This window comes from Nocardia sp. NPDC055050 (assembly GCF_053608345.1).
On sequence record NZ_JBSGVG010000020.1, the window covers coordinates 92,637 to 104,831 of the forward strand.

A 12,195-nucleotide genomic window follows, 5' to 3' on the forward strand; every position below is an offset into this window, starting at 1 on the left:
CCTGTCACCACGCACCTGGGTCCGGCCTGAATACGCGGAGTGGTGGACCAGGTGAGCGCTAGATCACGGTGGGGGCGTGTGGCGGTCCTCGAGTAACTCCCTCTATTCTCGAAGCGAACGTCTGGTACCCGCACCGCGGGACTGGAACGCAAATCGAGAGGACAACGTTGACCTCGAGAAGTGTCAACCCTGATGGCGCAAACACGAGTGGCGACTCCGTGCCCGCACGAATGGATCCAGCGCCCGCACGACTGACGGTAGGAATCGTCTCGGCGGGACGAGTGGGTTCCGCACTCGGCGTAGCGCTCGAGCGAGCCGGCCACGTGGTCTTCGGTGTCGCCGCGATCTCCGACGCCTCGGTGCACCGCGCCCGTACCCGGCTGCCCGAAGCCCAGGTGCTGCCGATCGAACAGATCGCCCAGCGCAGTGAACTGCTCCTGCTCGCCGTGCCCGACGCCGAACTGGCCGGGCTGGTCCGCGGCCTCGCCGGTGCGAACGTGGTCCGCCCCGGCACCATCGTCGTGCACACCTCCGGCGCGAACGGCGTCGCGATTCTCGAACCGCTGACGAAGCAGGGTGCGCTCGGCCTCGCGATCCACCCGGCCATGACCTTCACCGGCCACGACGAGGACATCGCCCGGCTCGCCAATGCCTGTTTCGGCGTCACCGCCGCCGACGAGGTCGGGTACGCCATCGCGCAGGCGCTGGTGATCGAGATGGGTGGCGAACCGGTTCGCGTCGAGGAGGATCAGCGTTCGCTCTATCACGCGGCCCTCGCCCACGGTAGCAATCACCTGGTCACGGTGATCGTCGACGCCGTCGCGGCCCTGCGCGAATCCCTCTCCGGCCCCGGTCTGCTCGGCCAGCCGCTGGTCGACGATCAGCCCGGCGGCCTCCCCGAACGGCTGCTCGCCCCGCTCGCCTCGGCCGCACTCGACAACGCTTTGCGTCGCGGCCAGGCCGCACTCACCGGTCCGGTCGCCCGCGGTGATGTCGACGCCGTCGCCGCCCATCTCGCCGCGCTCGAGCAGGTCGACGACCGCTTGGCCGAGGCCTACCGAGCCAACTCGTTGCGCACGGCCCAACTCGCCCACACCGATCCGGCACTGCTGGAGCTCCTCGCCAAGGAAGGCCACTGATGGAACCCCGAGAAGTGCATCACCACCAGGGTGGCGCTCGCGCGACCGGCGCTTTCAAGGCGGGCGTGCTCACCGTGCACCACAACCCCGAGGTGCTCGACACGGTCGCCAAGGCCCTGCGCGGCGCCGGTCGCACGGTCGGTTTCGTGCCGACGATGGGCGCGCTGCACGAGGGGCACCTCGCGCTGATCCGTCAGGCCAAGCTCAACAACCAGGTCGTGATCGTCTCGATCTTCGTCAACCCGCTGCAGTTCGGCGCGAACGAAGACCTCGACGCCTACCCGCGCACTCTCGACGCCGACCTCGAACTTCTCCGCACCGAGGGCGTCGACCTGGTTTTCGCGCCGACGGTTTCCGATATGTACCCGGACGGCATGCGTTCCACGGTCCAGCCGGGTCCACTCGGCGCCGAGCTCGAAGGCGGCAGCAGGCCGACGCATTTCGCGGGCATGCTCACCGTCGTCGCGAAGCTGCTCAACATCACCCACGCCTCCGAGGCGTATTTCGGTGAGAAGGACTACCAGCAGCTCACGCTGATCCGGCAGATGGTGCGCGACCTGAACATGGACGCGAAGATCGTGGCCTATCCGACGGTTCGCGAGCCCGACGGCCTCGCCCTGTCCTCGCGCAACCGCTTCCTCGACGCCACCCAGCGCGAGTCGGCGCTGGCGCTGTCGGCCGCGCTCGCCGCAGGTCGTCACGCCGCCGGCCTCGGCGCGGAGGCGGTTGTCCAGACCGCTCGCTCGGTTCTCGACGCGGTCGAGGGCCTCGATGTCGACTACCTCGAACTGCGCGATGCCAACCTGGGTCCGGCCCCCACCGCGGGCAACGCCCGCCTGCTGGTCGCCGCCAGAGTCGGCGACACCCGCCTGATCGACAACGCTCCCGTAGTACTCGGCGCCCAGATCGACGGGCATCCCGACGCGAACTCCCTCCCTGCCTCGCAGGCGCACTGAAAGGCGACGACGATGTTGCGCACCATGATGAAGTCGAAGATCCACCGTGCCACCGTGACCCATGCCGACCTGCACTATGTCGGGTCGGTGACCGTCGACCAGGATCTGCTCGACGCCGCCGATCTGCTCGAGGGTGAGCAGGTCTGCATCGTCGACATCGACAACGGCGCCCGCCTCGAGACCTATGTGATCGCCGGCGAGCGCGGTTCGGGCGTGATCGGCATCAACGGTGCCGCCGCCCACCTCGTGCACCCCGGTGACCTGGTCATCCTCATCGCCTACGGCCAGATGGACGAGGCCGAGGTCCGCGAGTACGACCCGAAGGTGGTCTTCGTCGACGACCACAACCGTCCGGTGGAGCTGGGCAGCGACCCCGCGCACGCACCGGAGGGCTCCGGCCTCACCTCGCCGCGCTCGCTGTCGTTCGTCTGAGCCGGGCGGGGGACCCAGGACCATGCTGCTGACGATCGACGTCCGCAACACCGGAATCGAGCTCGGCCTGTTCTCCGGTAGTGGCGACCACGCGACACTGGTGCGGCACTGGCGGATTCACACCAATCCGCTGATCACCGCGGACGAGTTCGCCATGCAGGTGCGCGGTCTGGTCGGCGACGATCTCGATCAGATTGCCGGTGTCTCGGCGTTGTCGACCGTGCCGCCGGTGCTGCGCGAACTGCGCGCCATGCTGGCGCGCTATTGGTCCCATGTGCCGCATGTGCTGGTGGAACCCGGTGTGCGAACAGGCATTCCGTTACTGGTCGACAACCCGAAGGAAGTCGGCGCCGACCGCATCGTCAACTGCCTTGCCGCGTTCCGTAGTTTCGGCGGGCCCGCGATCGTCGTCGATTTCGGCACTGCGATCTGCGTCGACCTGGTCTCGGCCAAGGGGGAATTCCTCGGCGGCGTGATCGCGCCCGGGGTGGAGATCTCGGCCGAGGCGCTGGTGGAACGCAGTGCGATGCGTCGCGTCGAGCTGGCACGGCCGCGTTCGGTGGTGGGCAAGAACAGCATGGAATGCATTCAGTCCGGCGCGATCTTCGGGTTCGCCGGGCTGGTCGACGGGCTGGTCGACCGCATCCGCGACGAATTCGACGCGTTCGCGGGCACCGATGTCACCGTCGTCGCGACGGGGGCGGGCGCACCGCTGATCGTGCCGGAGTCGGAAACCATCGACCAGCACGTCCCGCATCTCACGCTCATCGGCCTGCGCCATGTCTACGAGCGCAACAAAAAGTAGTGTCTGCTAAACTAGCGCTCGTGATCTTCCGTGTGAGCACCCAGGAGTGTTGTCGAGGCTAATCTGCCTCGACCGTTCGAGGCTGACGTTTTCCCTCGACCGTTTTCTCACCTCCTGGAGATGCGCTCATGCGTTCTTCTGTCCTTTCCCTTCCGTCCGCGCGCGACGAGTACTCCGCGACGCCCCCGCTCGACCGGGCGATCGCCTCGGCGTTGCCGACCCGGTTGCGGCCCGCTGACCTGCTGCGACTCACCGACGAAGGCGCCGAAGACGTCCTCTCCGGTCGCTACGACCACCTCCTGCCCGCCGACGGTATCTGGCCGGCCGACGAGCGCTGGGCGACCCGCCTCTCGCACGACGACGAGGTCGATGTCTGGCTGATCAGCTGGACGCCGGGCAAATTCACCGATTTGCACGATCACGCCGGTTCGCTCGGCGCCCTGACCGTGCTGAGTGGCGCCCTTTCGGAATACCGCTGGAATGGCACGGAGTTACGCAGGCGCACGCTCGCCGCGGGTGATCAGGCGTCGTTCCCGATCGGCTGGGTGCACGACGTGGTGCGCGCGCCCGCCGCCGCCGAATCCGTCGGTCCGCTCGATCCCACCTTGAGCGTGCATGCCTATTCCCCGCCGCTGTCGGCGATGTCGTATTACGAAGTGACCGGCCACGGAACGTTGCGCCGAACCAAAACCGTCCTCACCGACCAGCCCGAAGGTGATCTGTGATGAGCCGTTTGACGATTGATCAGATGCTCGAGAACGCTCGCGCGCGATTGCACCGGGTGTATGTGTACGACGTGGCCGCCGCGCTCGAGCGTGGCGCGATTCTGGTCGACATCCGGCCGGCCGCCCAGCGGGTGCGCGAAGGTTCGCTGCCCGGCGCGCTGGTGATCGAGCGAAATGTCCTGGAATGGCGGTTGGATCCGACCTCGTCGGCCCGGTTGTCCCTCGCCGTTGATCACGACGTGGAATGGGTCGTCTTCTGCTCGGAGGGGTACACGTCGAGTTTGGCGGCGGCCGCGTTGCAGGAGCTGGGGTTGCACCGGGCCACCGATGTGATCGGTGGATACCAGGCGTTGAAGTCGGCGGGGTTGTTGACCGTGGGCGTCGGCGTCCCGCATTTCGCCCGTGAGGTCGACGCGCTGGCTTCGCTGTAGGGGGTCGACGTCCGCGAGTTCAGTTGTCCACGAGGCGAATCAGAGGTCGTCACGGGCTGTGTGTGTTTCAGTTATGTGACGTTGATTGCATCTCGCAGGGGAATGGTCGGTGTGGGCCGGGGTTTGCCTCTCGTTCTTTGTGGGCGGGAGTAAATCCATTTCGGGGTGCCGCTAATGTTGTCGAACGTGAGCACTCCTAACCCCGCCGCACCCGGCCGCGCCGCCACTTCCGCTGTGGACATCGATGTTCCCGAGCAGATGCGGATTCGCCGGGACAAGCGCGAACGGCTGCTCACCGAGGGTGGTGAGGCCTATCCGGTGGTGGTGCCACGCACCCACACCCTGGCCGAAATCCGTGCCGCCTACCCGGATCTGGAAGCCGACACTCAGACCGGCCTGCAGGCCGGTATCGCGGGGCGCGTCATTTTCGTCCGTAATACCGGCAAGCTGTGCTTCGCCACGCTGCAGGAAGGCGACGGCACCAAGCTGCAGGCGATGATCAGCCTCAACGGTGTCGGCGCCGACGCGCTGGCGGCGTGGAAGGCCGATGTCGACCTCGGTGACTTCGTGTTCGTGCACGGCGAGGTCATCTCCTCGCGTACCGGCGAATTGAGCGTGATGGCCGATTCCTGGTCGATGGCGGCCAAGTCGCTGCGCCCGCTGCCGGTGGCGCACAAGGAGATGAACGAGGAGTCGCGCGTCCGTCAGCGCTATGTCGACCTGATCGTGCGCCCGGAGGCCAGGGAAATGGCCCGTACCCGTGTGAACGTGGTCCGTGCGCTGCGCAACGCGCTCGAGCGCCGCGGCTTCCTCGAGGTCGAGACCCCGATGCTGCAGACCATCCACGGTGGCGCTGCCGCGCGCCCCTTCGTCACCCATTCCAATGCGCTGGACATGGATCTCTTCCTGCGCATCGCGCCGGAGCTGTTCCTCAAGCGGTGCGTGGTCGGCGGGCTGGAGAAGGTCTTCGAGATCAACCGGAACTTCCGCAACGAAGGCGCCGACTCCACCCATTCGCCCGAGTTCGCGATGCTGGAAACCTACGAGGCCTACGGCACCTATGACGACTCGGCGACGATGACCCGGGAATTGATCCAGGAAGTCGCGCGCGAGGCATTCGGCACCCTTCTGGTGACGCTTGCCGACGGCACTGAATATGATCTCGGAGGCGAGTGGACCACCGTCGAGATGTATCCCTCGCTGTCTGAGTCGATCGGTGTCGAGGTCACTCCGGAAACCACTGTCGAGGAATTGCTCGCGCTCGCCGATCGGGTAGGTCTGGAAATTCCTTCGGACAAGGGCTACGGTCACGGGAAACTGGTCGAAGAACTATGGGAACACGCGTATGGCGACAAGCTCTACGCGCCGACTTTCGTTCGCGACTTCCCGGTCGAGACTTCACCGCTGACCCGTCAGCATCGCAGCAAGCCCGGCGTCACCGAGAAGTGGGACCTCTATGTTCGCGGCTTCGAGTTGGCAACGGGCTATTCGGAACTGGTAGACCCGGTGATCCAGCGGGAACGCTTCGTCGACCAGGCCAGGTTGGCCGCGGCGGGCGATGACGAGGCCATGGTGCTCGATGAAGACTTCCTCGCCGCGATGGAACACGGTATGCCGCCGACCACCGGAACCGGTATGGGAATCGACCGGTTGTTGATGGCACTCACGGGTTCGGGAATCCGGGAAACGATCCTGTTCCCGATTGTGCGACCCACTAGTCGCTGACCAGTGAATTCACGGGGTGAAGACCCCGTGTTGGAAATTTCGCATTTCGGGGTATTCTTGCCTCGGGTATTCGGCCTGGAGGCAGGCTTGACGATTTCGAGAGGACGTTCATCTCATGGCAAAGAAGGTCACCGTTAGCCTGATCGACGATGTCGACGGTGAGTCCATCGCGGACGAGACCATCGAGTTCGCTATCGATGGGGTGTCGTACGAGATCGATCTGTCGGACGCAAATGCGGCGCGCCTGCGCGAAGGCCTGGACGAGTGGGTCGCCAACGCCCGCCGTGTGAGTGGCCGTCGTCGGGTGAAGGCTGCCGGTGCACCCGCGCCGCAGGGCAAGAGCCGTGTTTCCATGGACCGCGAACAGAGCGCCGCAATTCGCGAATGGGCACGCCGTAAGGGTCACAAGGTCTCCGCCCGCGGTCGTATCTCGGCGGAAATCACCGAGGCATACAACAAAGAGGTCGGCAAGAGCTGAGATATCGGCGGCGCGGGCGCCGCGTGGTTCGCGGCCCCGCCGGTCCCGCTGTTGAGGCACCGTTGCTTGCTCCTTCGTCGCGTACGCAACGGCACCTCAACAGCGGGACGGCCGCGAACGGCAGGCTGCGCCTGCCTACCCCTCCTCGAGGTCGGGGCGTGCGGGGTTGCGTTGGCGGGGAAACGAGGGAACGAAGGGCCCGGGTTGTGCCGGGTGCGGGGAACAAGGGGCCCGGGTTGTCCCGGGTGTGGGGTCTCGGGACGTAGACTGATGGCCGTGCACAAGGTGTTTCGAGTATCCGGCGGTGTCGCGCAGTGAGTTCCTTCCTGCGGTATACCGACGACACCGGTAAGCAGCATGAACTGGCCCTGGAGGCCGGGCAGCAGCGTGTCACCATCGGGCGCAATGTGCAGGCCGACCTGGTGCTCGCGTGGGACGCCGAGGTTTCCCGGCTGCACGCCGCGGTCGAACACCTCGGTGCGCACTGGACCATCATCGACGACGGACTGTCGCGCAACGGCACCTTCGTCAACGGCGAGCGGCTGGTCGGGCGGCGCCGGCTGAGTCCCGGCGACCGGATTCGGGTCGGGACCACGCTCGTGCATTTCTTCGATTTCGGCGGTGTGGTGGATGACGCGACGCATACCGCGTCCGGGTCCATCCCCACGATGCGCTCACTGACCGAGACCCAGCGCGCGGTGCTGGTCGCGCTGTGCCGTCCGTACAAACACGGCACCGGATTCGCGACGCCCGCCTCGAACCAGCAGATCGCCGAGGAATTGTTCCTCTCGATCGATGCCATCAAAACCCACCTGCGCGCCTTGTTCGCGAAGTTCGGGGTGGAAAATCTGCCGCAGAACCAGAAGCGCACCCGATTGGCCGCGCTGGCGATGCAGAGCGGCCTGATCTCCGACCACGATCTGTGAGTGCGACGTTCGCGTAGGTCGGTGAGCGTCTGAACTATGTCGCGGATCCGGTCTGGGCGGTTGACTTACTCGTATCACCGGAGCGCGGGATCGAAGCTCCGGACCACGAGTCAGGAGACATCACATGTTCGCAGTTCGGATGGCCACCATGGTGCTGGCCCTGCTCAGTACCGGACTCATCGCCGGCGTGTTCTACGCTTACGCGATCTCGGTGATGCCGGCGCTGGCCCGCACCGATGACCGCACGCTGATCGACGTGATGCAGAAGATCAACGTCGTGATCATCAACCCCTGGTTCATGTTCGGCTTCATGGGCACGGTCGGTTTCACGGCGCTGGCGGCCGCGCTGCACCTCGGTAGGGAACAGCGTTCGACACTGATCTGGATCGGAATCGCGTTGGCGCTCAACGTGATCGCGTTCGCGGTCACCGCCGGCTTGAACGTGCCGCTCAACGACGCGCTCGCCGCGGCGGGTGATCCGGCGTCGATCGCCGACACCGCCGCCGTCCGTGCGGATTTCGAGGCGACCTGGGTTCGCTGGAATATCGTCCGCGCGGTGCTGCACAGTGCCGCGTTCCTGGTGCTGTGCGGCGCGCTGTTCGCCGCGGGCGTGCAGCAGGGTAAGTCCAGTTCGGCCACCGACGTGGCCGCGGCACCGGTGCCGATGGTTTACGGCCGGTAGTGCCACGCGATCACTAGAACGTGTTCCATGATGAGTGGAACACGTTCTAGTGAGGAGTCGTTCATGCGACGTTGTTCGCTTCTGGTGCTGGCCGCGGCCCTGTTCGCCTGCCTGCCCGCCACCGCGTCGGCCCAGCCCCTTCCGGTCGACTACAACTTCTTCGCGGGCATTGCGCCGGAGCTCACCAACCCGGGCGGCTCGCTACCCGGCGCGAACGATCCGGGCTGCGTCCCCTCGCCCGAGCATCCCGACCCGGTGGTCCTGCTGCACGGCACCGGCGGCGGAGGGCAGACGAACTGGGGTGTATATGCCCCCCTGCTGGCCAACGAGGGCTACTGCGTCTTTTCCCTCACCTACGGCGCCTACGCCCTTCCCTGGCCCGTCTCGGCGATCGGCGGCATGCGTCCGATCGAGCAGAGCGCCGCCGAGGTCTCGGCCTTCGTCGACAGCGTGCTGGCCCGCACCGGCGCCGAGCGCGTCGACCTGATCGCCCATTCGCAGGGCAATATCGTCGGCAACTACTACCTCAAGCGGTTGGGCGGCGCAGACAAGGTCGGCAAGCTGGTCGGGATCGCGCCGCCGTGGCTCGGTACCAATGCGTTCGGCGCGGCCGACATCGCCCGCTTCAGCCGGGCGCTCGGCGCTGGTCCGGCCTTCGACGCGGTCAGCTCGTCGCTGTGCCAGGCCTGCGGGCAGATGTTCACCGGCTCGCCCTTCATGACCGCGCTCAACGCCGACGGTGTGTACGACGCACGGGTCACCTACACCAATATCGTCTCCGCCTTCGACGAACTGGTCGTTCCGCATACATCGGGCCTGGTCCCCGGCCCGAACGCCACCTCGATCGTGGTGCAGGACGGGTGCGCGCAGGACTACTCCGAACACCTGGCCATCGCGGGCAGCCCGCGCGCGGCAGGCCATGTCCTCAACGCCCTCGATCCCGCCCGGCAGGCCCCGGTCGCGTGCGAATTCGTCCCACCCTTCACCGGTTGAGCCGCGCGGCGCGATTTCGCTGTAGGCAAAACTGAGGTGGAAACGAATGCTGCGACGTGCGCGTTGTCAGTGAGTGACCATGTTGTCGCCGGTCCCCATTAGGGTGGACCGGCGGCGGCGGAATCCCCTGCCAACTAGAGTGGATGGCGGGGGCCGCAACCCCCGGGCTTCATGGCAGGCTGACGGCGAAAGTTGTCGGTCCGACGCCCTAGGTTGTATCGAGCATACTGCGGCGTCTGTTGCCAGAATGTCGGAGCAGGAGAGTGAGGGAGCGATGTTCGAGAGGTTCACCGACCGCGCGAGGCGTGTCGTTGTCCTGGCCCAAGAAGAGGCCCGGATGCTCAACCACAACTACATCGGCACCGAGCACATCCTGCTTGGGTTGATCCACGAGGGCGAGGGCGTGGCGGCGAAGTCGCTGGAGTCCCTTGGCATCTCGCTGGAGGGTGTGCGCAGCCAGGTCGAGGAGATCATCGGGCAGGGCCAGCAGGCGCCGTCCGGTCACATCCCCTTCACCCCGCGTGCCAAGAAGGTGCTGGAGCTGAGCCTGCGCGAAGCGCTGCAGCTCGGCCACAACTACATCGGTACCGAGCACATCCTGCTCGGCCTCATCCGCGAGGGCGAGGGCGTCGCGGCCCAGGTGCTGGTCAAGCTCGGCGCCGACCTCAACCGTGTCCGTCAGCAGGTCATCCAGCTGCTGTCCGGGTACCAGGGCAAGGAGCCCGTCGAGGGCGCCGGTCCGCGCGGCGAGGCGGGCACCCCGTCCACGTCGCTGGTGCTCGACCAGTTCGGTCGCAACCTCACTCAGGCGGCCCTGGAAGGCAAGCTCGATCCCGTCATCGGGCGCTCGAAGGAAATCGAGCGCGTGATGCAGGTGCTCTCGCGCCGCACCAAGAACAACCCGGTGCTGATCGGCGAGCCCGGTGTCGGTAAGACCGCGGTCGTCGAGGGCCTGGCACAGGCCATCGTCAACGGCGAGGTCCCCGAGACCCTCAAGGACAAGCAGCTCTACACCCTCGACCTGGGCTCCCTGGTCGCGGGCAGCCGCTACCGCGGTGACTTCGAAGAGCGCCTCAAGAAGGTGCTCAAGGAGATCAACACCCGCGGCGACATCATCCTGTTCATCGACGAGCTGCACACGCTCGTCGGCGCGGGTGCTGCCGAAGGCGCCATCGACGCGGCCTCGATCCTGAAGCCGAAGCTGGCCCGTGGCGAGCTGCAGACCATCGGTGCCACCACCCTCGACGAGTACCGCAAGTACATCGAGAAGGACGCCGCGCTGGAACGCCGTTTCCAGCCGGTGCAGGTGGGCGAGCCGACCGTCGAGCACACCATCAACATCCTCAAGGGTCTGCGCGACCGCTACGAGGCGCACCACCGGGTCTCCATCACCGACAGCGCGCTCGTCGCCGCCGCCACCCTGGCCGACCGCTACATCAACGACCGGTTCCTGCCGGACAAGGCGATCGACCTGATCGACGAAGCGGGCGCGCGCATGCGCATCCGCCGGATGACCGCTCCGCCGGACCTGCGCGACTTCGACGACAAGATCGCCGATGCGCGCCGGGAGAAGGAAAGCGCTATCGACGCGCAGGACTTCGAGAAGGCCGCGCGTCTGCGCGACAAGGAGAAGCAGCTCGTCGCCAAGCGTGCCGAGCGCGAGAAGCAGTGGCGTTCCGGTGATCTGGACGTCGTGGCCGAGGTCGACGACGAGCAGATCGCGGAGGTGCTGGCCAACTGGACCGGCATCCCCGTCTTCAAGCTCACCGAGGAGGAGACCACCCGTCTGCTCCGGATGGAAGACGAGCTGCACAAGCGGATCATCGGCCAGGAGGATGCCGTCAAGGCCGTCTCCAAGGCGATCCGCCGCACTCGCGCCGGTCTGAAGGACCCCAAGCGTCCGTCGGGCTCGTTCATCTTCGCCGGCCCCTCGGGTGTCGGTAAGACCGAGCTCGCCAAGTCGCTGGCGAACTTCCTGTTCGGCGACGACGACGCGCTCATCCAGATCGACATGGGCGAGTTCCACGACCGCTTCACCGCTTCTCGTCTGTTCGGTGCCCCTCCCGGGTACGTGGGCTACGAGGAGGGCGGCCAGCTCACCGAGAAGGTGCGTCGCAAGCCGTTCTCGGTGGTGCTGTTCGACGAGATCGAGAAGGCGCACCAGGAGATCTACAACACCCTCCTGCAGGTGCTCGAGGACGGCCGTCTCACCGACGGTCAGGGTCGTACGGTCGACTTCAAGAACACCGTGCTGATCTTCACCTCGAACCTGGGCACCTCCGACATCTCCAAGGCTGTCGGCCTCGGCTTCACCCAGTCCAACGCCGAGGGCTCGAACTACGAGCGGATGAAGCTCAAGGTCAACGACGAGCTGAAGAAGCACTTCCGCCCCGAGTTCCTCAACCGCATCGACGACGTGATCGTCTTCCACCAGCTCACGAGCGAACAGATCGTGCAGATGGTGGACCTGATGATCGCCCGCGTCTCGGTGCAGCTGAAGAACAAGGACATGGCGATGGAGCTGACCGAACAGGCCAAGAGCCTGCTCGCCAAGCGCGGCTTCGATCCGGTCCTCGGCGCTCGTCCGCTGCGTCGCACGATCCAGCGCGAGATCGAGGACCAGCTCTCGGAGAAGATCCTCTTCGGCGAGATCGGCGCGGGCCAGACCATTCTGGTCGACGTCGAAGGCTGGAACGGCGAGGGTCTCGGCGAGGACGCCAAGTTCACCTTCGAAGGTAAGACGAAGCTGACCAAGGGCTCCGCGACCGACGACAAGCCCGAGGTGGTTCTCACCGGCGCAGCCGAGGGCACCGCGCCCGAGGCCGCCGCCTCCGGCGAGTAGTAACCAGCTGAACCGAAAGCCCGCCCTCTGTATCAGAGGGCGGGCTTTTCGCGTCGCGGAT

At 66.2% G+C, this 12,195-nt stretch carries 12 protein-coding genes; all 12 read left to right on the plus strand.

Annotated elements, in window-relative coordinates:
- Positions 1-230: 230 nt before the first annotated feature.
- A complete protein-coding gene (locus ACWGCN_RS21390; RefSeq protein WP_378990813.1) occupies positions 231-1,139 on the plus strand; it encodes a Rossmann-like and DUF2520 domain-containing protein in 909 nt (302 codons plus the stop codon).
- A complete protein-coding gene (gene panC, locus ACWGCN_RS21395; RefSeq protein WP_452459945.1) occupies positions 1,139-2,095 on the plus strand; it encodes a pantoate--beta-alanine ligase in 957 nt (318 codons plus the stop codon). Before ACWGCN_RS21390 ends, panC begins: the two co-directional genes overlap by 1 nt.
- 12 nt (positions 2,096-2,107) lie before the next feature.
- Positions 2,108-2,527, plus strand: a complete 420-nt coding sequence (gene panD, locus ACWGCN_RS21400; RefSeq protein ID WP_357370408.1) for an aspartate 1-decarboxylase — start codon at positions 2,108-2,110, stop codon at positions 2,525-2,527.
- A 22-nt stretch (positions 2,528-2,549) separates the two neighbouring features.
- Entirely contained in the window at positions 2,550-3,332 is a 783-nt protein-coding gene (locus tag ACWGCN_RS21405; RefSeq protein ID WP_452459946.1) for a type III pantothenate kinase, read from the plus strand.
- A 128-nt stretch (positions 3,333-3,460) separates the two neighbouring features.
- Positions 3,461-4,057, plus strand: a complete 597-nt coding sequence (locus tag ACWGCN_RS21410) for a cysteine dioxygenase (RefSeq protein WP_364584063.1) — start codon at positions 3,461-3,463, stop codon at positions 4,055-4,057.
- Positions 4,057-4,488, plus strand: a complete 432-nt coding sequence (locus ACWGCN_RS21415) for a rhodanese-like domain-containing protein (protein WP_378990753.1) — start codon at positions 4,057-4,059, stop codon at positions 4,486-4,488. The genes ACWGCN_RS21410 and ACWGCN_RS21415 overlap by 1 nt, the downstream gene beginning before the upstream one ends.
- A gap of 258 nt (positions 4,489-4,746) precedes the next feature.
- Positions 4,747-6,213 carry a lysine--tRNA ligase gene (lysS, locus tag ACWGCN_RS21420; protein ID WP_378990810.1) on the plus strand — a complete coding sequence of 489 codons (1,467 nt, stop codon included), beginning with the start codon at positions 4,747-4,749 and terminating at the stop codon, positions 6,211-6,213.
- A 115-nt stretch (positions 6,214-6,328) separates the two neighbouring features.
- A complete protein-coding gene (locus tag ACWGCN_RS21425) occupies positions 6,329-6,691 on the plus strand; it encodes a histone-like nucleoid-structuring protein Lsr2 (protein ID WP_067454241.1) in 363 nt (120 codons plus the stop codon).
- Positions 6,692-7,005: 314 nt separating this feature from the next.
- Positions 7,006-7,617: an FHA domain-containing protein gene (locus ACWGCN_RS21430; protein WP_101464728.1), complete on the plus strand. Its 612-nt coding sequence runs from the start codon at positions 7,006-7,008 to the stop codon at positions 7,615-7,617.
- A 124-nt stretch (positions 7,618-7,741) separates the two neighbouring features.
- Positions 7,742-8,299, plus strand: coding sequence for an anthrone oxygenase family protein (locus tag ACWGCN_RS21435; RefSeq protein WP_378990752.1), 558 nt, complete (start codon positions 7,742-7,744; stop codon positions 8,297-8,299).
- Between the two features lie 63 nt (positions 8,300-8,362).
- Positions 8,363-9,292, plus strand: a complete 930-nt coding sequence (locus tag ACWGCN_RS21440) for a lipase family alpha/beta hydrolase (RefSeq protein WP_378990751.1) — start codon at positions 8,363-8,365, stop codon at positions 9,290-9,292.
- Positions 9,293-9,566: 274 nt separating this feature from the next.
- On the plus strand, positions 9,567-12,134 hold the full coding sequence (locus ACWGCN_RS21445) for an ATP-dependent Clp protease ATP-binding subunit (RefSeq protein ID WP_378990750.1): 2,568 nt from the start codon (positions 9,567-9,569) through the stop codon (positions 12,132-12,134).
- Positions 12,135-12,195 lie beyond the last annotated feature (61 nt).